The organism is Arthrobacter sp. SLBN-83 (assembly GCF_006715285.1).
In the GTDB taxonomy this organism is placed as follows: Bacteria; Actinomycetota; Actinomycetes; order Actinomycetales; family Micrococcaceae; genus Arthrobacter.
On sequence record NZ_VFMX01000001.1, the window covers coordinates 2414982 to 2438355 of the forward strand.

Annotated in this window: 24 protein-coding genes; 20 read left to right on the forward strand and 4 right to left on the reverse strand. The window is 66.3% G+C overall.

Annotated features, from left to right (window positions below; genetic code table 11):
* Positions 1-12 precede the first annotated feature (12 nt).
* Positions 13-714, forward strand: coding sequence for an esterase/lipase family protein (locus tag FBY30_RS11190; RefSeq protein WP_142132936.1), 702 nt, complete (start codon positions 13-15; stop codon positions 712-714).
* On the opposite strand, the gene FBY30_RS11195 is transcribed toward FBY30_RS11190, so the two are convergent.
* Positions 683-1810: a flavin-containing monooxygenase gene (locus FBY30_RS11195; RefSeq protein ID WP_142132937.1), complete on the reverse strand. Its 1128-nt coding sequence runs from the start codon at positions 1808-1810 to the stop codon at positions 683-685. The two genes, FBY30_RS11190 and FBY30_RS11195, sit on opposite strands and share 32 nt — an antisense overlap.
* A gap of 116 nt (positions 1811-1926) precedes the next feature.
* Here FBY30_RS11195 and FBY30_RS11200 point away from each other — a divergent pair, with 116 nt between their 5' ends.
* Positions 1927-2592 carry a TetR/AcrR family transcriptional regulator gene (locus FBY30_RS11200; RefSeq protein WP_142132938.1) on the forward strand — a complete coding sequence of 222 codons (666 nt, stop codon included), beginning with the start codon at positions 1927-1929 and terminating at the stop codon, positions 2590-2592.
* On the opposite strand, the gene FBY30_RS11205 is transcribed toward FBY30_RS11200, so the two are convergent.
* Entirely contained in the window at positions 2582-2953 is a 372-nt protein-coding gene (locus FBY30_RS11205) for a cupin domain-containing protein (protein ID WP_200830676.1), read from the reverse strand. The genes FBY30_RS11200 and FBY30_RS11205 overlap by 11 nt on opposite strands.
* A 62-nt stretch (positions 2954-3015) precedes the next feature.
* On the opposite strand from FBY30_RS11205, the gene FBY30_RS11210 reads away from it, so the two are divergent.
* The 13 genes from FBY30_RS11210 (at position 3016) to FBY30_RS11270 (ending at position 15515) form a co-directional block, all read left to right on the forward strand.
* Positions 3016-3615, forward strand: a complete 600-nt coding sequence (locus FBY30_RS11210) for a TetR/AcrR family transcriptional regulator (RefSeq protein WP_200830677.1) — start codon at positions 3016-3018, stop codon at positions 3613-3615.
* 198 nt (positions 3616-3813) lie between these two features.
* Entirely contained in the window at positions 3814-4365 is a 552-nt protein-coding gene (locus FBY30_RS11215; protein ID WP_142132939.1) for an alternate-type signal peptide domain-containing protein, read from the forward strand.
* Between the two features lie 68 nt (positions 4366-4433).
* Complete coding sequence (locus tag FBY30_RS11220) at positions 4434-5042, forward strand: hypothetical protein (RefSeq protein WP_142132940.1); 609 nt, start codon at positions 4434-4436, stop codon at positions 5040-5042.
* Positions 5032-5679, forward strand: a complete 648-nt coding sequence (locus FBY30_RS11225; protein WP_142132941.1) for a signal peptidase I — start codon at positions 5032-5034, stop codon at positions 5677-5679. The genes FBY30_RS11220 and FBY30_RS11225 overlap by 11 nt, the downstream gene beginning before the upstream one ends.
* Positions 5680-6168: a hypothetical protein gene (locus tag FBY30_RS11230; protein WP_142132942.1), complete on the forward strand. Its 489-nt coding sequence runs from the start codon at positions 5680-5682 to the stop codon at positions 6166-6168.
* A gap of 366 nt (positions 6169-6534) precedes the next feature.
* Positions 6535-6918 carry a VOC family protein gene (locus tag FBY30_RS11235; protein ID WP_142132943.1) on the forward strand — a complete coding sequence of 128 codons (384 nt, stop codon included), beginning with the start codon at positions 6535-6537 and terminating at the stop codon, positions 6916-6918.
* Positions 6919-7256: 338 nt separating this feature from the next.
* Positions 7257-7871, forward strand: coding sequence for an acetyltransferase (locus tag FBY30_RS11240; protein ID WP_235009422.1), 615 nt, complete (start codon positions 7257-7259; stop codon positions 7869-7871).
* Positions 7872-8041: 170 nt separating this feature from the next.
* Positions 8042-8359, forward strand: coding sequence for a hypothetical protein (locus tag FBY30_RS11245; protein ID WP_142132945.1), 318 nt, complete (start codon positions 8042-8044; stop codon positions 8357-8359).
* A gap of 84 nt (positions 8360-8443) precedes the next feature.
* Complete coding sequence (locus FBY30_RS11250; protein WP_142132946.1) at positions 8444-9283, forward strand: gamma-glutamyl-gamma-aminobutyrate hydrolase family protein; 840 nt, start codon at positions 8444-8446, stop codon at positions 9281-9283.
* Positions 9284-9505: 222 nt separating this feature from the next.
* Positions 9506-10765: a glutamate--cysteine ligase gene (locus tag FBY30_RS11255; RefSeq protein ID WP_142132947.1), complete on the forward strand. Its 1260-nt coding sequence runs from the start codon at positions 9506-9508 to the stop codon at positions 10763-10765.
* 18 nt (positions 10766-10783) lie between these two features.
* Positions 10784-12280 carry an aminotransferase class I/II-fold pyridoxal phosphate-dependent enzyme gene (locus FBY30_RS11260; RefSeq protein WP_235009423.1) on the forward strand — a complete coding sequence of 499 codons (1497 nt, stop codon included), beginning with the start codon at positions 10784-10786 and terminating at the stop codon, positions 12278-12280.
* A 52-nt stretch (positions 12281-12332) separates the two neighbouring features.
* Positions 12333-14114: an N-acetylglutaminylglutamine amidotransferase gene (locus tag FBY30_RS11265; protein WP_142132948.1), complete on the forward strand. Its 1782-nt coding sequence runs from the start codon at positions 12333-12335 to the stop codon at positions 14112-14114.
* A 3-nt stretch (positions 14115-14117) separates the two neighbouring features.
* Complete coding sequence (locus FBY30_RS11270) at positions 14118-15515, forward strand: M20/M25/M40 family metallo-hydrolase (RefSeq protein WP_142132949.1); 1398 nt, start codon at positions 14118-14120, stop codon at positions 15513-15515.
* 27 nt (positions 15516-15542) lie between these two features.
* Here the strand turns inward: FBY30_RS11270 and FBY30_RS11275 are convergent, their stop codons facing one another.
* Together FBY30_RS11275 and FBY30_RS11280 are read right to left on the reverse strand one after the other, a co-directional pair.
* The gene (locus FBY30_RS11275; RefSeq protein WP_142132950.1) at positions 15543-16448 is read right to left on the reverse strand and encodes a phosphatase PAP2 family protein; all 906 of its coding nucleotides are present in this window, start codon (positions 16446-16448) and stop codon (positions 15543-15545) included.
* A 36-nt stretch (positions 16449-16484) separates the two neighbouring features.
* Positions 16485-17678, reverse strand: a complete 1194-nt coding sequence (locus tag FBY30_RS11280; protein WP_142132951.1) for an MFS transporter — start codon at positions 17676-17678, stop codon at positions 16485-16487.
* Between the two features lie 53 nt (positions 17679-17731).
* Between FBY30_RS11280 and FBY30_RS11285 the strand changes: the two genes are divergently transcribed.
* The 5 genes from FBY30_RS11285 to FBY30_RS11305 all read left to right on the forward strand — a co-directional run bounded on the left by FBY30_RS11285 (position 17732) and on the right by FBY30_RS11305 (position 23309).
* Positions 17732-18721 carry an ABC transporter ATP-binding protein gene (locus FBY30_RS11285; protein ID WP_142132952.1) on the forward strand — a complete coding sequence of 330 codons (990 nt, stop codon included), beginning with the start codon at positions 17732-17734 and terminating at the stop codon, positions 18719-18721.
* 1 nt (position 18722) lies between these two features.
* Positions 18723-20345 carry an ABC transporter permease gene (locus FBY30_RS11290; protein ID WP_235009424.1) on the forward strand — a complete coding sequence of 541 codons (1623 nt, stop codon included), beginning with the start codon at positions 18723-18725 and terminating at the stop codon, positions 20343-20345.
* Positions 20342-20842 (forward strand): GbsR/MarR family transcriptional regulator, encoded by a 501-nt coding sequence (locus FBY30_RS11295; protein WP_142132954.1) that lies wholly within the window; start codon positions 20342-20344, stop codon positions 20840-20842. Before FBY30_RS11290 ends, FBY30_RS11295 begins: the two co-directional genes overlap by 4 nt.
* The gene (locus FBY30_RS11300) at positions 20829-21845 is read left to right on the forward strand and encodes a magnesium and cobalt transport protein CorA (protein ID WP_142132955.1); all 1017 of its coding nucleotides are present in this window, start codon (positions 20829-20831) and stop codon (positions 21843-21845) included. Before FBY30_RS11295 ends, FBY30_RS11300 begins: the two co-directional genes overlap by 14 nt.
* Before the next feature lie 111 nt (positions 21846-21956).
* Complete coding sequence (locus FBY30_RS11305; RefSeq protein WP_160141466.1) at positions 21957-23309, forward strand: Nramp family divalent metal transporter; 1353 nt, start codon at positions 21957-21959, stop codon at positions 23307-23309.
* The last annotated feature ends 65 nt before the right edge of the window (positions 23310-23374 follow it).

The window sequence follows — 23374 nt, forward strand, 5'->3', positions numbered from 1 at the left end:
TATTCTCGACACATGAGTGATCCCGGCGCCGCTGCCCGCATCAGTCCACTGCAGAAGGCTGCGTGGTGGGCGCAGGACTATGTGTACGCCGCGGGCTGGCAGGTGCGCGGGTTCCTGTCGCGCGTGCAGCCGGCCTCCTTCCGCACCGGGACCCGTGCGCCTGTGGTGATCATCCCCGGGGTGTACGAAAACTGGCAGTTCATGATGCCGGTCATCCAGGCCATCCACGACGCCGGTCATCCCGTCCACGTGGTCACCGTGCTCCAGCGCAACAAACTGAAGGTGCCGGAGGCCGCCAAGCTCGTGGCCCAGCACCTGGAGGAGGCCGGCCTGCGCGGCGCGATCCTGGTAGCGCACAGCAAGGGCGGGCTGATCGGCAAGTACACCATGCTGTCCCTGGACCCCGAGCACCGGATCGACCGGATGATCTCCGTGTGCGCACCATTTTCCGGCTCGCGCTATGCCCGGTACATGCTGCTGCCCAGCCTGCGGATCTTCTCGCCGCGGAATGCCCTGACCCTGCAGATGTCCCGGGAGCTGGCCATCAACAGCCGCATCACGTCCATCTACGGGCCGTTCGATCCGCACATTCCGGAGGGGAGCGTCCTGCCCGGGGCCACCAACATCGAACTGCCGGTAGCCGGGCACTTCAAGATCCTGGGCGATCCCGGAACCGCCCGCATCATTGTGGAGCAGCTGAACCTTCCTGCCTGAGGTTGTGCTGTGGCTGTGGCGCTGCTGCCTGTGGCGCGCGTGCAGCTATGTGCCGGGCGATGAAGGCCGCATCCGTGCCCACCCCGTGGACCATGGACGAGGACAACGACCGCTGGAAGGTGGCGCCCAGGAAATAGAGTCCCGCCTGTGATTTGGCCACCCCGCGGTCCTGTTCCGGTTCGCCGTCCGGGCCGAACACTGGGAGGTGGATCCACTCCAGGTCCGGGCGGAACCCGGTGCACCAAATGATGTTGGCTACCTCGAGTGCCCGGCCATCCGAGAGCGTGGGCTGCCCGTCCCTGGTTTCCTCGGTCCTGGGAACGCGTTCGACGCCGGCACGCACCAAGTCCCGGTTCTTCACCCTGACCAGGGGCCCGCTGTGTGCAAGGATTTGCGGGCGGGCCTTCCGGCCGGCAGGCGTGTTGAGGTTCAGGACGTGGGAAAACGCGAAGAAGACGGCGAGGGTGAGGGGGCGGGTGGCGAAGGCGTCGATGCTCCACGGGATTTCGCCGGGATGCCTGCCGGAGAGGTACGTCCTCCGGGTTGGGGCCAGCTCCAGGGCGATGTCCGCGCCGGAGTTGCCCGCGCCAACCACCAGGACGGGGCCCGGCGCGAGGTCCTTCTGGTTTTTGTAGGTTCCCGCCGTGAGCTGCTTGATCTGCGGGCTGAGTTGTCCTGCGAATGCCGGCACCTTGGGCTTCCGGTCCCAGCCCGGGGCGACCACCACGTTGCCGGCCTCTAGGCGCTGGTTGTTAGTTTCGATGACGAAGCTCAGGCCGTTGTGGCTGAGGCCGGTGACCCGGATGTTGTTCCGGACCGGCAGCGCGAAGTGGTCCGCATAGCCGCTGAGGTACTCGGCGAATTCTTCCCGCGACGGGTAGGACCAGGGCGGGGCCGGGTAACGGCTGCCGGGAAGGGCGTCGTACCGGGCGGGGGTGAACAGTCGAAGCGAGTCCCAGCGGGTGCGCCAGCTGTCGCCGGTCCTCGTGTTCTCGTCGAGGATGACGAAGGGACGCTTCAGGCGGGACAGGTGGTAGCCCATGGCCAATCCGGCCTGGCCCCCGCCGACCACTATGGTGTCGAAGTGCTCTGACATGATGCCCTGCCCTTCCACCCCTGTGCCGCTTCCTTGCGATGGGCTCTCAGCGGCCCGGGGCTTCCTGCTAGAATTCATCCGAATTGTATTCGGATTAATTAAGGCTAGGCCTGGCGATGAGTGAAGTCAATGCCCCCGCACGCCGCTACCACTCGCCCCGGCGAAAGGAGCAGGCCGCCGCAACCCGCGATGCCGTGCTGACTGCCGCACGTGACTTATTTGTGGGGGAAGGCTACGGTTCCACCACTGTGGCGGGCATTGCTCGGAGGGCGGGTGTCGCCGTCGACACTGTCTACGCCACCATTGGACGCAAGCCGGACCTGCTGCGGGAAGTGGTGGAGACGGCCATCTCGGGGACCGGGCAGGCCGTTCCCGCCGAGAGCCGCGACTACGTCGTTCGCTTGCGGGAAGCGGAGCGCGCGGCCGATAAGATCTCGATCTATGCCCACGCCCTGGCCGGCATCCAGCCGCGGCTCGCGCCGGTGTACGTGGCCCTGCGCGATGCTGCCGGGACCAACCCCGACTGCGCTGCGCTCTGGCGGGAGATCTCTGACCGCCGCGCTGCGAACATGCTGAAGTTTGTTGAGGACCTTGCCGCCACTGGGGAGCTGCGGACCGACCGCCCGGCCGCAGAGCTTGCCGACGCGGTGTGGAGCATGAATGGGCCCGAGTACTGGGTGCTGTTGGTGGACCAGCGCGGGTGGACTCCGGGACAGTTTGCCCACTGGCTGACCGATGCCTGGTGCCGGCTGTTGCTGACTGCTGGCCACGCTAAGAAATAGTAGGTCCAAGGCGGCCGGCTTGGGTGGCCGGCGCGTGCTGTTCCTCCCCGCGGGATGTGTCCGGGCGCGGTTCCTTCAGCTCGATGAAGAGGCAGTGGGTAGGTGTGGTGCCCGTATTCGTGCCGGAATGTTCCTGCGCGTCGAGCCAGCGGGCCTGCCCTGCTGGGAGTTCCACATTCACCTCCCGGCCTCCTGATTGGAGCCGGCGGGCGAATGAACTGAGCGTGACCATGACGCTGTCCGGGTGTGAATGGCTGCCGGTGCTTTCTCCTGGGCCGTCGCTGTACTCAAGGACGCGGACCCGTTCGTTCTCGAAGACCAGCCGGTAATGCTGCGGATTCACTGCAATGGGATCGGCCATGGGAAACCCCTAATATTCATGGGACGTACGTACCGTTACGGTACGTATGTATCATAAGTCCTGTGTCCCTACGCCACAACGAAAATTATCTGGAGACCGGCAGGACCCGGCAGAAGTCGCGCACACGCGAAGAGTTGGTGTCCGTCCTCCGGGACCTGCTAAAGGACGGGCGGGACCCGTCTGTTGCAGAAGTTGCTGCCATAGCCGGCATCTCCCGGACAACTGCCTACCGGTACTTTCCGGACAAGGAAGCCCTGCTGCACGCGGCCCTCCCCGAGACCGGGCTGGGGTCGCTGCTGGGTGATGACCCGCCGTCGGACGTCCGCGCCCGCTTGGAGCGCACGCTGGGCGCGCACTTCGACTTCATCCGCGCCTGGGAACCGCAGTTGCGGGCATCGCTGCGGCTGTCCTTGACCCCGGGCGCAGCCCGACCCACGCTTCGCGGCGGCCGGGCTGTGGGCTGGTACCGTGATGCCCTCTCCCCGTTGGAAACCGCAGGCTCCGGGATCGACACCGCCGCCCTGGCTGTCCGGCTTCGGGCGGTTGCCGGCATTGAAGCCTATGTCTGGCTGCGAGATGTGGCAGGTCTCCGGCCGGACCAGGCGTTCGGGGTTATGCGGGCCAACGCCATGGACATTCTTGGCGCGGCGCTCGCTGGCTAAGCGCAGGGCTGGTGGCTGCTTCGATATGTGATGGGTAAATCAGGGCAATTTGGATAGAAGTGCAGGTCAGGAGCCTGTTGAACTTTCAAATAACTTGAGCCTTTGTTGACGCTATACACCCTCACTTCCTGAGGTTGGCCCTGCAAAGTGGTCCTCAGTTAGACCACAGCACACCAACCAAGTCTGAGGGGACACATCATGAAGAACAGCACTTTGATCAAGGGAACCGCCGCCATCGCCGTTGGCGCAGCACTGCTGCTGGGCGGCGGGGGCACCCTGGCCAACTGGAACGCGTCAGCTTCCGCCACTCCCGGCACTATCGTTGCGGGTGACCTGAATGTCGAAAACCTCGTGAATGGCACGTGGACTGACCGCAACGGGGCAGTGATCACGAACATTGCCAATTACACTGTGGTCCCCGGCGACAAGCTCACATTCACGCAGGATTTGAAAGTGACTTTGCATGGCACCAAAATGGCCGCAAAAATCGAGACGTCGGGTGTGAACAACCCCACGAACGGCTTCACTGGAACTAACGTGAGCGTGTCCCCTGTGACTCTGAAGGTTGGGACCACAACTCTGGCGAATCCGCTTGGTCCCTCAGCTGACGCCCAGACCGTCACCGCAAGCGTCACATTCGAATTCAGCGCTACTACGGCTGGGCGGACTGACGTGGGCGCCAGCTACAAGTTCAACACCGTGGGCTTCACCCTCACTCAGGTGAACTCGCTCAACGACGGTCTCTCCTAGCCTGATGCCGGGTGGTTCGTTGCCACCCGGCATCATGCAGCAGAAAAGACTAGGACCAGGAGGGGACCATGCGCACCAAGCGCAGACTGCAGGCGGCGGCATTCACCGCGGCGGCAGTGGTCCTGGGCCTGTGCACCGTGCAGGGAACATACGCGTTGTGGAGTGCCGCAGCCTCGGCTTCCCCGGGGACCATCTCGTCGGCCTCGTTCGATACGACGATGACCGCAGTCAACACCGGCCAAACGACCAACATGACCCTCACCAATGGGACGGCGGCTACCCTGACTTTGTCTCCCGCAGGGACACTGGGACCGGGCACCTCGGTCTACGGGGGAGTGGTGGTCACCAACAACACCAACGCCGGTGGCCAGTTCAATGCCGCCATCACTGCAAGCCAGCCCACCATCGCGAACGTCAACGGCGGAAGCCTTGCCAGCTACGTCCGCGTCAACGCAAAGAGTGCCGCCTCCTCCACGGAGTGCAGTACCGCCACCGGCTTCGCACCGATCGGTTCCACGGGGCTCGTTTCGCCCACGGTGGTGAAAGGCGCCTCGACCGTCTTCTGCTTCCAGATCGCCCTGGATTCCGCCGCCCCGGCCACAGTGAAAGGACAGGCAGTGAACATCTCGCTCCAACTCACCGCGCGTCAGCTTTGCGGGGTGCCCAGTGGCTGCTGACCTGACCGAACGCCTGCTTGGCCGGCCTGTCAACCCTGCCGAACAGGCTTCCGGAACTGTGGCGACCACCCGCACGGGTCGACGCACAGGCTATGGTGCCTGGGCCGCCGTCGGACGTTTCGCAAGCATGGCCGCCATGCTGGTGGCCCTGTTTGCTGCCCTGGTCCTCATCGTGGTGCCGGTGGCCACGGGTTCACAGACCTACACCATCCTCACCAAGTCGATGGCGCAGAAGTACCCGCCCGGCACCTTCATGGTGATGAAGCCCGTACCGTTCGACGACCTCAAGTACGGCGACGTCATCACGTTCCAGCTCTACTCCGGCCGGCCGGACGTGGAAACGCACCGGATTGTTGGCTTTGGTTCCACCCAGCAGGGCGAGAAGACGCTGATCACCAAGGGTGACAACAATGGCGCCAACGATGAGAATCCCGTTCGTGCCATCCAGGTCAAGGGCAAGCTATTCTACGCAGTCCCGTATGTGGGCTTCGTGGCGAACTTCCTGGGGAATTCCGACCGGGGTACGTGGACTGTCCTCGCCGCTGTCGCCCTGATCGGCTACGGAGCCATCACCGTGTACAAGTCGGTGCGCAAAACCCGGAAACGGGACGACGCCACGGGCGCAGAGGCGGCATAAGTGGCACGGTTCCGGGAGATACCTGGTGCGGCGCTCGCCGTCGGGGCCTTCGTGCTCACGGTGCTCCTGGGCGTTGGCGGGGCATCGGCGTCGGCCCTTTGGCAACAAAGCGCGACGGCGACCATGACGGTCACAGCGTCCGGCACCTGGTCTGCGCCTGTGTTTCCGACGCCCGTTTGCAGCAACGTGGACACCGCGAACAAGTACGTTTCGGTGGCGTACTCGGGCTTCTCAGAGGCCCCGGCAAAACTCACTTTCTCGGCCGCAGGAACCAATGGGATCTACGGCACGAGCACAGACATGGCCGGCCCCTTCGGCACTTCCGGGAGTGTGTCGATCTGGGGCGATTCCACCATTTTCAGCCAGGTCAGCACCACGCCGGCCACCATCAAGATAGTGGCCACCTTCTCCAGCGGCCTGCAGTCCACCGCGACCGTGAAAGTGAACCTGGAAATAGGTACCGGAAACAAAAAGATCTACTGCGCCTGACCGATCGAATGCCCAGCTCGGCGGAAGAAGGTGCCGCTGCAACACCCCCAACGCAGCGGCGCCGCCTCCCGCCGAGCTGGCTTTTTTATCCGTGCGTTCCGTGCGACGCGCATGTTCATTTCCGATGCGCGTCTGCACCTGCGCTCCCGATATTTGGGCCGCGCTGGGGAAGATGCATCTCGAGGATGGAGAGGCTTGTCGAGAAGGAATATGCGCGTCGGAGGTGACTGCCGGCGTCGAAGGGAACAGCGGGACCGAAAGCCGTGGGTGCGGAAGGTGCGGCTTCCCCGGAGGGTGCGTTCCGCCGTCGAACGTTCCCTCCGTGTCAGCCGGCTCGCAGGTGATGGTCGTCCGTACACTGGCACCATGTCATGCCGTATCAGTGAACTTGTCCTGAACTGCGCCGATCCCGAACTGCTCGCAAAGTTCTGGAGCGAGGTGCTTGGTTATGTGGAAATTGACCGGGAGGACGGTGCGATGGAGATCGGGCCGCCGGATGCCGGGTTCGGGGGAGCACAGCCGACGATCTTCCTCAGTCCCAGCACCAATCCCCGCGCGGGGAGGCTTCCGCTGCACATAGACGTCAACCCGGTGGACCGGGACCAGGACGCCGAGCTGGAACGCCTGCTGGCGCTCGGTGCGCGGCCGGCGGATGTGGGGCAGACCGGCCAGGAACAGTGGCACGTCCTGCAGGATCCTGAAGGAAACGAGTTCTGCCTGCTGCGCAAGCGGCTCGAGCCCTTGGACTAAGAATCCGGGGAAGCGTCCGTCCGGGAGGGTGGGGAGTGCCTGGCGGCGCTTACTTCAAAACGCCGCCCAGGCACCTGTAACTATTCACCGCACCGCTCAAGCTAAGGACCGCAAATTCCTCAAGGTTTAATCAAGACCTCCCCACAAAACCCTGTTTCGTGCTACTGCCATGCCCGAGGGTGAATCTTCAGGCCCGGAAGCCTTTCCTGCCGCACCAGTCCGGCATAGGGTTCTAGGACAGCCAGGTATCAAGCAGCAGGTGAACGGGCCGCACGATGTCCTGCACCATGGGCAGGGGCTGGAAGAGGCGCACCTTGAGCGAGTTGATGTTACTGGCCATGAGCGGGTTGGCGCGGGAAGTCCTCGCGGCGGTCCGGAGCAGTGGGGAATACGACGTGCTGGGAATCCTGGATGACGACCCCGACCTGCTGGGCACCTCCATCGACGGCACCGTGGTGATGGGCGCAACCACCGATGCCCCCGCGTTCAGGCGGGCGCTGTTCACCGTATGCCTTCCCGGCAGCCGTGAGCGGGAGGCGCTCGTCGAGAGGCTGTCCCTCCTTGGCCTGGACGAAGACCGGTACGCCTCGGTGGTGGACCCTGGCGTCCGCGTCCCCCGGGACTCCCGGATTGGCCCCGGCAGCATTGTGATGCGCAACGCCACCATCGCGCCCCAGGCCAGCATTGGCTCCCATGCGCTCTTGAAGCCCCAGGTCAACGTGGGCTGCAGCGTCCGCGTAGGGGACTTTGCTACGCTGTCCCCCCGAGCGTCGGTGGGGGAGGGTGCCCGCATCGGCCGGGCGGCAGAACTGGGCATGAGCGCAGGCGTTGGCAATGGGCTCAGCGTAGGGGACTATTCGCAAATTGAACTGGGCTCTGCCGTGCTGCAGCATGTGCCCGAGAGCGAAACCTGGGCGGGGGTGCCGGCGCAGGCACGGGGTCCCCGCGCCTGACTGGAAAACCACCAGGAACGGGAAACCCCTAAGCCCCGCCCGGCACCCCGGGGCGTGGACCCGCACGCCCCTCAGCAGGGCCCGCACCCCTTATGGCGCAGGCACAAAGAGGGCTAAGTTGTAGCTACCGATGACGGTTCCATCACCGCCAATCGCTACGGGGGATTTACATGGAGCTTTTCAGCGACAAACCTGCACTCGCTGCCGCGGCCCTTACCAGGCTGGTGGCTGCCGACGCCAAAGCAAAGGGCCGGCCGGCCGGCAGCCTCCAGGCCTTCCTGAGCGACCTGGTGGTGCGCAACGGTCCCAGCATTGTCGAGCAACTGGCCATCGAGCTTGCCCGCCAGCACCTGGCCACGCTGGAGAAGTTGGCTAAGGCGACCGGCCGCCCCGCGGCCAGATACCTAGACGACATCGAACTGGCTGCCGCCATGGATGAGAGCATGGGACGCGATGCCAAGGACCTTGGTGACACCAATAACATGTGATTTTGACCTGGACGAAACATAGCAGTGCCCCTGCTCGAATACCCTTAATGCAGGACAAAATTCAGGGAAGGGCAGCAGCGCCACATGGAAACCACGGACGCGGTCGTAAAGCCTGTCATCGGGCTCAGCACCTACCTCGAGCAGGCAGGAACTGCCGGCTGTGGTGACGTCAGTGCAGCCTTCCTTCCGGAGACATACCTTGCCCCCATCATCGCCGCCGGCGGCATCCCCGCGCTCCTTCCGCCGCAGCCCGTTTCGGCCGGTGTCATCGAAGTGCTGGTCAGCCGGCTGGACGGCCTGCTCATCCCCGGCGGATGGGACGTTGACCCTGCACTCTACGGCCAGGAGCCCCACCCGAGCACCGACCAGCCGCGCCCCGAACGCGACGCCTGGGAACAGGCGCTGATCCGCGAAGCCATCCGCCAGGACGTCCCGCTGCTGTGCATCTGCCGTGGCGAGCAGCTGCTCAACGTCACCCTCGGAGGTACCCTGCATCAGCACCTGCCCGACGTTGTGGGGCACAGTTCCCACCAGTTGGGTGGTTTCCAGTACAACCGGATCCCCGTGGAGGTGCGGGCCGGGTCGCAGCTCGCACAGCTGATCGGTTCCGACGTCCAGATGGTTCCCGTGGCCCACCACCAGGCCGTGGACAAGCTGGGCGAGGGCCTGGTGGCGTGCGCCTGGACGGAGGAGCAGGTGGTCGAAGCGATTGAATATCCTGCCGCCACCTTCACCATGGGTATCCAGTGGCACCCCGAGGAGCTCTCCGAGGATTACGGGCTCTTCCAGGGGTTTGTTGAAGCAGCACGGGCTAAGTGCCTTTCCCGCCTGCGCCCGGCAACGCCGTCGGCCGCTACGGACGCGCCCGCCTCTTTCCTGCCCGGTTCCGCGCCGGCAATGTCAGTCAACCCCGAAGCCTTCTGACCTGCGGATACACGCGAAACCAAGGTCTCCCGGGGCTGGCTGCTGCCCCGGTCATCCTTGCGGTTAAGAAATAAGCATGCTTACTATGTGGAAGTAAGGTGAAGCAAGCGCCTGACGGTTGTTGGACCTTGGGAGCATTGTGGCTGATCTTATCCGTAATGGCTTTGCACCTGCAGTGGGGTGGGTGCAGGTGGCGAAGTCGCGCTGCGTTGGGAGTGCGCGATGACGCGAAGAGTGGGTGTTGAAGAAGAATTCCTGATCGTCGACCCCGCGGCTGGTCATCCAGTGGCGCTGGGCGAGGTCCTGCAACGGGTCGCGGAATTCCCGAACCTCAGCAGCGAGATGAAGCAGGAACAGATTGAGACCTGCACGCTGCCGCGGCTGGCCCTAGCGGACATCGCCCAGGACATCACGGCAGGACGCCGGAATGCAGACGCCCTGGCCCGCCTGGCCGGGGCAAGGGCTGCCGCGCTGGCCACATCCCCGCTGCCCGTGGACTCGACTGTGGCCCCCGGTGAACGGTGCGGGCGGCTCATGGAACGGTACGGGCTGACCGCGGTGGAGCAGCTGACCTGCGGCTGCCACGTGCACGTGGAGATCGAGTCGGACGAGGAAGGCGCGGCCATCCTGGACCGAATCCGCATCTGGCTGCCGGTCCTGCAGGCCATCGCCTCCAACTCCCCCTTCTGGAACGGCGCCGACTCTGGCTTCGCCGGCTACCGCTCACAGGCATGGAACCGCTGGCCCACTACCGGCCCCAACGAAATCTTCGGGTCCGCCGCCGCCTACCATTCGCATGTCCGGCAAATCCTTGGCTCCGGGGTCCCACTGGACAGAGCAAGCCTTTACTTCGACGCCCGCCTCAGCGACCATCATCCGACGGTGGAGGTCCGGGTGGCCGATGTCTGCCTGTTTGCCGATGACGCCGTTTTGATGGCGGCGCTGGTCCGGGCACTCGCGGAAACGGCGGCCAGGCAGTGGTGCGAGGGCGTGTCCCCGGTCCCGGTGCCTACGGCCCAGCTGCGCCTTGCCTCCTGGCAGGCCAGCCGGTTTGGACTCGAAAGCAACCTGATTGATCCCATGGCAGGGGAGCCGCGGCCGGCGTCGGACGTACTGGCGGCCCTGCTGCATCACGTCCGGCCAGTGCTGGTGGAACAGGACGAACTCGAAACAGTGGAATTGCTGCTGTTCCAAGTGATGGCCAGGGGAACGGGAGCTGTGGCGCAACGCAGGGCGTTCGCCTACGCCGGCGGTCTTCCGGGAATGGTCGCCCAGGCCATTGAGACCACGGCCCTGCCCGCCAGCGCCGTCCGCGGGCGCCACGACCACGTCCTGGAGCCGGACCAGACGGCCGGCAGCACCCCGGCTTCCGTGAAAGACCCGGCAGCCAGGCCTGCTTCCGGCCCGGCTACCGGACCCGTGTGTGGTCAGCCTCCGGAACACGGAACCGGGACCGCACTGCTGGACAACCAGACCCTTTAACCGACGCAGGAGGTCCCCTTGAGCAGCAATGACTCGGACCAGAATGAAATGGACCAGAACCAGGCACCGGTGATCGATGCCCTGGCGGAGCACCAGAAGCTGGGACGGTACGGCTTCACCCCGCCGGCGCACCGCCAGGGGAGGGTAGTGGACCCGCGCGTGCTGGAGGTGCTGGGCGAACAAAGCTTCAAGGCCGACGTCGTTGCCTCCTCCGGCCTGGACGACCGGAAGTCCTCCAACGGCTACCTGTCCAAAGCCGAGGAGCTGCTGGCGGCCGCGGTCGGCGCCGACAAGGCCTTCTTTTCCACCTGCGGCAGCTCTCTTTCCATCAAAGCCGCCATCCTTGCCGTGACGCGAGGCCAAGGGGAGCTGCTGATCAGCCGCGATGCCCACAAGTCAGTCACCTCCGGGCTGGTGCTGTCCGGGCTGCAGCCGCGCTGGATCAAGCCGCGCTGGGACAACGAACTGAAGATGAGCCACCCGCCGGCACCGGAGACCGTAGAGGAGATGTGGCAGCGCTATCCCGATGCCTCCGCGGCCCTGATTGTGAGCCCCACCCCTTACGGCACCTGCGCGGATCTGGAAGCCATCGCGGAGATCTGCCACAAACGGGGCAAGCCGCTGATCGTGGACGAAGCCTGGGGCGCGCAATTGCCCTTCCACCCGGACACCCCCACCTGGGCCATGTCTGCCGGCGCGGACATCTGCGTGGTCAGCGTGCACAAGATGGGCCTGGGATTTGAACAGGGCTCGATCTTCCATCTTCAAGGGGACCTGGTGGACCCCGTCCGGCTCAACCAATGCGCCGACGTCCTCTCCACCACCAGCGCCAACACCCTGATCTACGGAGCCATGGACGGCTGGCGGCGGCAGATGGTCCAGGAGGGCAAGGCCATGATCGACAAGGCCCTAAACCTTGCCCGCCGTGTCCGCACCGACATTGAAGCAATCTCCGGCCTGCACGTCCTGGAGGATGAACTGGTCCACGAGGAAGCCTCGCACGATCTGGACATCCTGCACGTCCTGATCGACGTTTCACAGCTGGGCATCAGCGGCTACCAGGCCACGGACTGGCTCCGCGAGAACTGCCGGATCGACCTTGGCACCAACGACCACCGCCGCATCGAGGCCGTGATCTCCATTTCGGACGACGACGAAACCGCGGACAGGCTCCTGAGCGGCCTGCGCGCTCTCGTAGACGCCGCGCCCTCCCTTCCCCGGCCGCCCGCCGTCGTGATCCCTGATGAGAAGGACCTTTTCCTGGAAACCGTGATGCTGCCCCGCGACGCTTTTTTTGGTCCGGTGGAAGTGATCCCGGTGGAGGAAGCGCGCGGCCGGATCGCCGCGGAAATGGCAACTCCGTATCCTCCCGGTGTGCCGCTGCTGCTGCCCGGCGAACGCATCAACCAAGCAGCCATCGATTATCTGCGGAGTGGTGTGGAAGCTGGCATGGTCCTGCCCGATCCCGCCGATCCGACCCTCAAAACCATCCGCGTAGTCCGTGAGGAACCGTAAACAACAGCAGTAGAAACCCCATCAACCGCAGTAAAAAAGCAAGGAAAACAACATGTGTGGCATAGCCGGCGAAATCGCGTTCAACGGCAGGGCGGCATCGGGGGAAGCAGTTCTGAAAATCATGGAGGCCATGGCCTCCCGGGGTCCGGACGGAAGGGGAAGCTGGAACGGCGGCTGGGTTGCACTGGGGCACCGGCGGCTGAGCATCATCGACCTCTCCGACGCGGGCGCCCAGCCCATGGAGGACGACGGCGGCCTGACCCTCGCCTTCAACGGCTGCATCTACAACTACCAGGAGCTGCGGCGGGAGCTGGAGTCGGAGTTCAGGTTCCGGTCCACCAGCGACACCGAAGTGATCCTCAAGGCGTACCGGAAATGGGGTGACGACTTTGTCCACCACCTGGCGGGCATGTTCGCGATCGCCATTTACGATCCGCAGCGGGAGGAAGTCCTCCTGGTCCGTGACCGGCTGGGCATCAAGCCGCTGTACGTGTCACACCTGCCCGGGAAGATGCGTTTCGCGTCCACGCTGCCGGCGCTGGTGGCCTCGGGCGGGATCGATACCGGCATCGATGAGGTGGCCCTGCATCATTACCTGAGCTGGCACTCGATCGTTCCCGCGCCCCGCACCATCCTGCGCGGCGTGCAGAAGCTTCCGGCGGCCACCATCCGCACCATCCGGGCGGACGGCACCTGGCAGGACCGCGAATACTGGCGGCCGGATTACACGCGCAAGCCGGAGCACGCTGGATGGTCCGCTGCGGACTGGCAGGATGCGGTGCGGGATTCGCTGCGGACGGCAGTACGACGGCGGATGGTTGCGGACGTGCCGGTAGGTGTCCTTTTGTCCGGCGGACTTGATTCCAGCCTCCTGGTTGCCCTCCTCGCCGAGGAGGGCCAGCACGGGTTGTCCACCTTCAGCATCGGGTTCGACGACGGCGCCGGCGGGGACGCCGGGAACGAGTTCGAGTATTCGGACCTCGTGGCACGGGAATTCGGTACGCGGCACGAACGGCTCCATGTGCCTACCGCTGATTTTGCGCCGTCAATCGGCGGCGCCCTTGATGCCATGTCCGAGCCGATGTCCAGCCACGACGTCACCGCCTTCCACCTCCTCTCCGATACGGTGTCGAGGCATTTGAAGGTGGTGCAGTGCGGGCAGGGCGCCGACGAAGTGTTCGGCGGTTACGCTTACCACCAGCCGCTCGCGGGTGTACCCCGGGACCAGGCGCTGGCGGCCTTCACTGCGTCTTTCGTTGACCACAGCCACGAGGAGCTCCTGGGAATCCTGGAGCCTGAGTGGCTGCCGGCAACGGATGTCAGCCGCCGCGTCCTGGCCGACCACCTCTCAGCCCCGGGCGCCGAGACCGCGCTGGACGCGGTCCTCCGGCTCGATACCCACCTGCTGATGGTGGACGATCCGGTAAAGCGCCTGGACAACATGAGCATGGCCTGGGGGCTGGAGGCCCGCGTTCCGTTCCTGGACCACGAACTGGTGGAACTGGCCGCCTCGTGCCCGCCGGAACTGAAGGCAAGCCAGGGCGGGAAGGGCATCCTGAAGGACCTGGGCCGGCAGCTGTTGCCGTCCGCCGTGATCGACCGGCCCAAGGGCTACTTCCCGGTCCCGGCGCTGCGGCATTTGGAGGAACCCTTCATCACCATGGTCAGCGACGCTTTGCACGCCCCCGAGGCCAAGCAGCGCGGCCTGTTCCGGCCCTCCTGTATCGATGCCCTGCTGGAGGATCCCAACAGCCAGCGGACCCCGGTGAAGAGCAACGTCCTGTGGCAGTTCGCACTGCTGGAAATGTGGCTGCAGCGCCACGGAGTGGGGTAGCCCATGGCCTCACCGGCATCCGATGACAGGGAGGTCCTCAAGGGCCTGCGCCAAGCCGTCCGCGGCGACTTTACGACCGCCCTCGAGGAACTCTCGGCGCTGGTCCGGATTCCCGCCATGGCCTGGGACTCCTTCGACCCCTCTCAGCTGGACCAGGCCGCGCTACAGGTGGCGGACCTGCTCCGCGAAGCCGGCCTGGCCGCCGTCGACATCCTGAAGACGCCGCGGCCCGACGGCCTGCCGGGTGCCCCTGCCGTGGTGGGACGCCGGCCTGCGGATCCGGGCAGGCCCACCATCCTGCTGTACGCGCACTACGATGTCCAGCCCGCCGGCGAGCTGGAGCTGTGGGAGACACCGCCGTTCGAAGCGGTGGAACGCGGCGGCCGGCTGTGGGGCAGGGGAGTGGCGGACAACAAAGCCGGAGTGCTGCTGCATGTGGCCGCCGTCCGCAACGCGCTCCGGGTGTTGGGCGACGACCTCGGCGTGGGAATTACCGTTTTCATCGACGGCGAGGAAGAGGCCGGTTCGCCGTCGCTGCCCCTGCTGCTGCAGCAACACGGCGACCTGCTGCGCGCAGACGTGCTGGTGGTGGCCGACTCCGGCAACTGGAAGGTGGGCGTCCCCGCCCTGACCACCAGCCTGCGCGGGCTGATCCTGGGCACCATCGAGGTGCGGGTACTGGAGCACGCCCTGCACTCCGGGACCTACGGCGGCCCCCTGGTGGATGCGCTGGCCGCAACGTCCCGGCTGGTTGCGTCCTTCCATCACGACGACGGCAGCGTGGCGGTGGAGGGCCTGCTGGCTTCCGAGGAACCGGGTCCGTCCCTGTCGGAGGAAGAGTTCCGGGCTGATTCGCGGGTCCGCCCGGGGGTGCCCCTGGCCGGCAGCGGCAGCATCACGTCGAGGCTGTGGACCAAGCCGGCCATGGCCATCATCGGGATCGATGCGCCCTCCGTGGCGCTGTCCTCCGACACGCTGCAGCCGGCCGCCCGGGCCCGGTTCAGCCTGAGCCTGGCACCTGCGTCCGACACGGCGGCAGCCATGGAAGCCGTGCGGCAGCACGTGGAAGAGCATGTGCCGTTCGGCGCGGAGGTGACGTTCGTTCCGGGCGGACGGACCGAAGGTTTCGCGGGGGATGCGTCGTCGCCCACCTCGAAGCTGATGCTGGCGGCCATGGGCGAGGCGTGGGGTGTTCCCGCGGTGTCGATGGGCGTTGGCGGATCCATCCCTGCCGTGGACATCCTGAACAAGCTGTTCCCGGAGGCGGAAATCCTGGTGACCGGCGCCGAGGATCCGGACTCCCGCGCACACGGGGCCAACGAGTCCATCCACCTGGGGGACTTCGAGAACGCAATCGTGGCCGAGGCGCTGCTCCTGGCCCGCCTCAGTGCCGGGGACTAGCCCCGGCGAGAGGCACCGAAGGCGTTGCTAGCGCCTGGGCGCGTCCCGTCGTCGTGCTGCGAAGGCGAACAGGGACGTGGTGGCCAGGGTGGCCAGGTACCCCGCGATGACAATAAGCGAGATGCCCGCCCAGAAGTAGTTGGTGGTGCTGGACTCCTGCCACGGGCTGGGGGCAATCCGGATGAGCGAATACACCGCAACCCCGGCCGAGGCCAGCCCGATCAGCACCGGCAGCGTTAGCCAGATCCGGGCCGAGCCGAGGTGTTCGCCGAACCCGTCCCACTCGTTCCACGAACCCCGCCGGAGGATCAGCCAGCCTGCCGGAATCATGAACGCCCCCACCAGCAGGAACGCCGCCACCACGTCCGCGGGCCGGTGCCACTGGTTGATCAGGGTGGACACGCCGGAGGCAATGGCGAAGGTGCCGCCGATGAAGCCCGCCATGGGCCGCCAGCGCGGGGACGCCATCAGGAACACCGCCGCGGCCGCTGAGGCCGCCAGGGTGGTGTGGCCGGAGGGCAGCGAGTTCAGTTCCAGGGTGAGCACGCCCTTGTCCGGGCGCGGCGGCAGCAGGTCCTTCAAAACCTGCGTTGCCACGTTCGCCCCGATGCAGGCAGCAACGGCGATCCCGGCCTCGGCCCAGTGCCGCCGGATCACCGTGACAAACAGGACCACGACGGCGGCCATCACCAGGGAGATGGTGGGCAGCCAATCCAGGAACTTGGTGGCTGCCTTGCCGGCCGGGCCGTGGATTTCCACCGCTTCCACCAACGCGGACTCGTCAATGAACTGGCCCGTGGTGGTTTGGACAAAGAAGTAATAGGTGGCAATCAGCCCCGCAATGCACGCCATGGTGGACAGCACGAACAGGAACGCCGCGCCGGGGGCAGGCCGGGCCGGAGTCCTGGTGGGCAGTTGCCGTGAAGAAGTCATCGCGGTTAAGGGTGACACAAAAAGCTGGATGGGCGCTTAGGGGTTGGGCCCGGCGGGCTTGACCGCTGCAAGGCGGGGGATGCTGGCGGCGGCAACGAGCAGGGCCAGCGCGCCCAGCCCGAACGGCAGGGCGGTGGCCGTAGCGATGCCGCCCACCAGCAGGGGTCCGCCGGCGTCTCCGAGTTCACGCCCCAGCTCGGCCGAGCCCATGGTCCGGCCCATCCGCTCGGGCGGCGTGGTGTCGGCCAGGTGCGCGAAGCCCAAAGGGGTCACAGCACCGATGCCTGTCCCGATGAAGGCCGCGGCGACGAAGATAGTGACCACTCCCGGGGCCGCGGCCACCAAACCGATGCCTGCGGCAATGAGCAGCAGGCCCGTCGTCGTGCCCTTGTTGTCGGTGACGGCGTTGCGGTCCCGCAGCCTCCCGATCCACGGCTGGGTGAGCACCGAGCCAAGCGCCACGACGCTCACCGCGGCCGTGCCCGCGAAGGCGTCCATGCCATCCCGGATGGCCAGCGCGGGGAGGAAGCCGACGGCGGCGCCCAGCGCGCCCGTTGCGGCGGCCAGCACCAGCGTGGGCACCAGGAAACGGCGTTCACCCACCTGCCGCGCCAGGTCCATCACCGTGTACCGCTTCCGCGGCAACGGCGCCAGGTGCGGCACGGGCACCAGCACCCACACGGCGGTCGCGGCCGCCAGCGCGGAAAGCGTTCCAAACAGCAGTGGAAACCCGCCGGCCAGGATCAGGCCCGCCCCCAGCGGGGGGCCGATGATGTAGCCCAGGCTTTTCCAGGACCCGTACCGGCCAAAGTAGGTGCCCGCCTTTCCGCCCCGGGCCATGCGTGCCACCATGGCGGACGACGACGGCGAAAAGGCCGATGCCGCAGCGCCCTGTCCCAGCCGGGCGAGGGCAAGGATCAACGGGTCCGCGGCGCCCAGGCCGATCAGGGACAGGGCGGCGAAAGCGAAGAGTCCGCCGACGATGACGGGCTTGGGGCCGATACGGTCGCTGAGTGCACCCAAGACCGGTTTGAGGAACACCTCGGCCACATCGTAGAGGGCCAGCAGGATGCCCAGGTTCAGCAGGGTCAGGCCGATGTTGCCGCTCTGCGAACCGAGTCCGGCCGCGATGCTGTGGGCGCCGAAAGCGGTGACGAACCCCGCGGCGTAGAGAGGTGCCGTTGCCGGGCGGGTGGCCTGCCCAGTGGACGGAGGCTTTTCGGGGGTCATAGTTGGGACTTTAGTGCCTTCACAAACTTGTGAAAACTTCGAAGACTTTGACCATGAACACCGTTGTCCAGACAGCGAACCTGCACAAGCACTTTGGCCGGGTCAGGGCCTTGGACGGCCTCGACCTCGAAGTCCAGCGCGGTGAAATCCACGGTTTCCTGGGCCCCAACGGCGCCGGGAAATCCACCACCCTGCGGATCCTCCTGGGCCTGGCGAGGGCAACCTCCGGCACCGCCACGGTCCTGGGCCTGGAACCCTGGACCCAGGCTGCCGAGCTGCACCGGCGGCTGGCCTACGTTCCCGGCGACGTCCGGCTCTGGCCCAATCTCTCCGGCGGCGAAACCATCGACCTGCTGTCCCGGCTCCGGGGCGGCGCCGCAGACGGGGACGCGTACCGGCGCCGGAAAGACCGGCTGTGCCAGGTGTTCGACTTCGATCCGGCCAGGAAGGGGCGCACGTACTCCAAGGGCAACCGGCAAAAAGTCGCCCTGATCGCAGCCCTCGCCACCGAGGCCGAGCTCTACCTCCTGGACGAGCCCACCAGCGGCCTCGACCCGCTCATGGAGGAGGTCTTCCGCAGGGAGCTGCTGGCCGCGGTGGGCCGCGGGGCCACCGTGCTGCTGTCCAGCCATATCCTTTCCGAGGTGGAGGTGCTGTGCCACCGGGTGAGCATCATCCGCGCCGGCAGAATTGTCGACGGCGGCACGCTGGAGTCCCTGCGGCACCTCACCAGGTCCGAGGTTTCCTTCGCCGCGGACGGGTTGGATCCCGAGGCCCTGGCCCGGCTGGGCGCCGTGCATGACCTGGCGGTCGACGCCGGACGGGTCCGGTTCAGTGCCGATTCGGACCGGATCGCGGAGGTGCTTCCGGCGCTGGGCGCCCTGGGCGTGCAGGGCCTGACGATTGTTCCGCCGTCCCTGGAGGAGCTGTTCCTGCGGCACTACGGAGACAGGACGGCTGCACCGGAGCCTGGAACCGATGCTCCTGCTGCGGGGGCAAACGGTTCACGCCGACACCTGCTGGGCGCCAGGGGACGGAACTGACATGGAAGTTCTCCTGATCCTCTGGCGCCAGCGGCTGCGGCGGGACCGCTGGCAGCTCCTGAGCTGGGTGGTGGCCATCGGCGCCTTCGCCCTGTTCGCGGCGGCCGCCGTCACCCAGACCTACGGCAACGTGGCCAGCCGCACCGAGATCCTGCAGGTGGCCATCGCCACCCCCGCCATCCTGATGCTCCGCGGCCTGCCCCGGGGCGCAGATCAGGGGGCGTTTACGTTCTTCCTGATCTATGCCTTCCTCGCCCTGCTGGCCGGGCTGATGAGCACCTTCCTCGCGGTGCGCCATACCCGTGCGGATGAGGAAACCGGCACAGCCGAACTGGTCGCCGCAACGCCGGCCGGACGCCTGCTGCCTGACACAGCCACGCTGCTGCACGGCGTCACCGCGAACATCCTCGTAGCGCTCGCGGTCTTCGCGGGGTTCGCCTCACAGGGCCTGGACCCGCAAGGTTCCCTTGCGGCGGGAGCCGCAACGGGCGCCGTCGGCCTCGCCTTCTTTGGTGTTGGGCTGCTGGTGGCCCAGTTCATGGGAACCTCACGCGGCGCGAACGGCGTGTCGGCCGCGTTTGTAGTGCTGGCCTACGTCCTGCGCGGAATCGGCGATGCCACAGGGACGCCTGGCGCCAGCGGAACCACTATGACCGAGGGGCCAGCCAGTTGGTTCTCACCCATCGGCTGGGGCCAGCAGACGTACGCCTACTCGGGAAACCGCTTCTGGCCCCTGCTGCTGCCGGTGGGGCTGGGCACCGCTTGCCTGGCGGCAGCCTGGCTGATTCTCCGTACGCGGGACAGTGGGGCCAGTGTCTGGGGAACCCGGCCGGGACGCGCCGCCGCGCGGCCGGGGCTTCGGAGCCCGGTGGCACTGGCGCTGCGGCTGCAGTCAGGGTCAATTGTCGGCTGGGGACTCAGCGGGCTGGCCCTGGGCCTGCTGGCGGGCTCGCTCGGAAAGGCGATTGCCGCCGTCGACACCCCCGACACCAATATCACCGCCACGCTGCGCGCCATGCTCCAGTCCCAGGGCACCTCGCTCACCCAGCTCATGGTCTCGGTGCTCTTCTCGATGGCCGGAGTCCTGGCGGCGGCATGCGCGCTGCAGGCTGTGATCAGGCTGCGGCAGGAGGAAGCGGCCGGCACCGCCGAGCTCCTGCTGTCCGCCCCGGTGGGCCGGGTCCGCTGGTTGGCGGGCTACCTGCTGCTGGGCTCGGCGGCCGTGGTGCTGGTGGTGGGCCTCGCAGGGGTGGGGGCGTGGACAACGCTGGCCGGTTCCGGCGATACCTCCATGCCCGCCGATGCCCTTTGGCAAACCGCGCTGGCGCAGCTTCCTGCGGCCCTGATCTACCTTTCCGTCCCGGCGCTGGTGTTCGTTCTATGGCCGGCCGCGACCATCGCCGCCAGCTGGGCGCTGCTGGCCCTGGGCGTGGTGCTCGGCATCCTCGGCGGCATGCTGGGCATCGACCAAAGCCTGCGCGACCTGTCCCCGTTCGCCCACACCCCGGTCCCGCACGGGGATGCCACGGACTGGAGCGGCGCATGGTGGATGCTGGCGGTCGCCGTGGGTGCCGCCGTGCTGGCGGTTGCGGTGATGCGCCGGCGGGAGGTGGGCGCGGCATGAGCACCGACATCGGCGCATCGCTGCGGACCACGGAACTGACGGCCGCCGCTGCCGAGAGGACTGCCGCCGCCTTCGCCGCCGCCGGCTTCCCCAAAATGCCGGCCCGGACCTTGCTGGCGCTGGTGTCCTCGGAACATGGGAGCCTCACCGCCGCGGAGCTGTCGGAGCGGCTGGGGGCCAGTGCCGCGGCAGTGTCTGGCGCCGTGAGGTACCTGCAGACCGTGGGCTTCGTGCACCGCGTCTCGCAGCCAGGAAGCCGGCGCGACCTCTATGCCCTCCATACGGATGAGTGGTATGTGGTGTCCATGCGGAACAGTCCGGTTTACGAGAAGCTGGCGGCCCTGACCGATGCCACGGCGGAAACCCTCCCTGAAGGATCGGCTGCACGGGTGCGGGTGGCGGAGATGGCCAGGTTTTACCGGTTCCTCAACTCCCGGATGCCGGGGCTGCTGGATGACTGGGAGCGCGAGCGGGAGGCCGGCAGTGACCATCATTGACAACGCTGTTTATGTCAACGGATTCCGCACCGAGGACCCCGAGGACCTGGACGAGACCTACTTCCTGCTGCGGCAGCGTCAGGGGATGGCGTGGATTGGCCTGTACCGGCCGGATGCCGAGGAGCTGCAGTCCGTCGGCGAGGAATTCGACCTCAACCCGCTCGCCATCGAGGACGCGCTCTCCGGCCACCAGCGGGCCAAGCTGGAGCATTACGGCGGATGCCTGTTCCTGGTGCTCCGGCCGGCGCGGTACCGGGACGACGTGGAAAAGGTGGACTTCGGCGAGATCCACGTTTTCGTCGGCGACGAGTACGTGGTGACCGTCAGGCACGCCGAGTCCCCGGACCTGGCAAAGGTGCGCCGCCGCATGGAGTCCATGCCGGAGTTCCTGGCCCTGGGCCCTGATGCCGTGCTGTACGGGATCCTGGACCAGGTGGTGGACGAGTACGAGCCTGTGGCCGCCGGGCTGGAGAACGATATCGACGAGATCGAGGATGACCTCTTTGGCGCCGACCCGGAGGTTTCCCGCAGGATCTACGAGCTCTCCCGGCAGGTGATCATCTTCCAGCGCGCCACCAGTCCATTGGCAGGAATCCTGCGACAACTCATGGCGGGGACCCCGGAGCGGCCGCCGGGGGAGGTCCTGCAGGACCACCTGCGCGACGTCCTGGACCACGTGCTGCGGCTCAACGAGCGCGTGGCGTCCTTCCGTGCGCTGCTGCAGAACGCGCTCGCCGTCAACGCAGCCCTGGTGGCCCAGCGGCAAAACGATGAGATGCAGCGCATGACCGAGTCCAGCTTGGAACAGAACGAGCAGGTCAAGCGCATTTCCTCCTGGGCCGCCATCCTGTTCGCCCCCACCCTGGTGGCTTCCATCTACGGCATGAATTTCAGCAACATGCCCGAGCTGGCGTGGACGTACGGCTACCCCTATGCCCTGGCCCTGATGGTGGCCATGGGCCTGGTCCTTTACCTGGCGTTCAAGCACAACAAGTGGATCTGAGCGCTTCCGCGCGACGGCTCTTTCCAGCTTCATGGCCTACCATGGGCTCAGAATCCTAAGCTTGCTTAGTAGTTGGCGGCTTAGAAGTCGATGGTGAGTGGAGAAGACTGGATGAGCAAGGCCGAAACAACAGGACGGCCCCAAACTGACGGCACGGCAACGGGGGCCAGGCGGAAATCCCGCCTGCGCCGCTTCGGTTCGCTGCTGGGCCCCGGCCTGGTGACCGGTGCCGCGGATGATGACCCGTCGGGGATTGCCACCTACGCAAAGGCCGGCGCCACCTTTTCCAACGGAATGCTGTGGACAGTTCCGGTGACACTGCCAATGATGATGGCAGTCCAGGAAATATGTGACCGTACCGCACTGGCCACCGGCGAAAGCCTCGGCTGGCTGGCCCGGCGCAAGTTCTCCCGCCGCCCCCGGGTGGTGATTGGAATACTGATTGTTGCACTGCTGGTGGGTAACGTCCTTAATGCCGCCGCAGACCTGATGGCGATCGGGCAGGGCATGCAATTGCTCGGTGCGGGCCCGGACCATTTGTGGAGCGCTCTTGCCGGGATCGGCATCGCCGTAGCCCTCATGAGCGGATCCTTCGCCGTCATTGCCAGGGTCTTCAAGTGGCTGTGCCTCACACTGCTGGCGTACGTCGCTGTCCTGCTCGTGGCCAACGTCGACTGGCCGGACGTCCTGGAAGGAATACTGGGACTGAAGTTCAGCTTCGCGCCGGAGTACCTTGGCCTGATCGTTGCCGTGCTGGGCACCACCATCTCGCCGTACCTGTTCTTTTGGCAAAGCGCCCACCGCGTCCAGGAGTTGCGCGCCGAGGACCAGGGCGGCGACGAGGCAGTAGGGCTGCAGGACCGCCCGGACGCAGCTGCCGCCGCCCATACCCTCCGCAAGGCGCGGGCGGACGTCTTTATCGGGATGGTCTTCTCCGTCCTGGTGATGTTCGCCATCATGGTCGCCACTGCGGCAACCCTCGGCAGGAACGGCACTGACGTGAATACGGCTGCCGATGTAGCCAAGGCGCTGGAACCCGTAGTGGGGCCCGCCGCCAAATTCCTGTTCGCCGCCGGGTTCATCGGCACCGGCATCCTAGGGGTGCCGGTCCTTGCCGCATCAGGCGCAGCGGGACTATCCGGCCTGCTCGGAAAGGACTGGGGCCTTGACCTCAGCCCGCGGCGGGCCCCGTTGTTTTACGCGCTGCTGGGGGTTGGGATAGTAGCCGGTGTCCTCATCAGCTTCTTCTCCAATGACCCCATCGGGCTCCTTGTCTTCAGCGCCACCATCAACGGCATTGCCGCCGCACCCTTCCTGGTGGTCACCATGCTGATCTCGCGGGACAAGGCCATCATGGGCGAGTACCGGAACGGCTGGCTTGCCACCACGCTCGGCTGGTTCACCGCCGCGGTCATGCTCGTGGCCGGCGGCATCGGCGTCTGGACTACCCTGACCGGCGCCTGACCTCCTGACTGAACGGCCGCCGTCGTCCGTGCCGTTTGGAACCCGCGCGGGACTTTACTGACCGA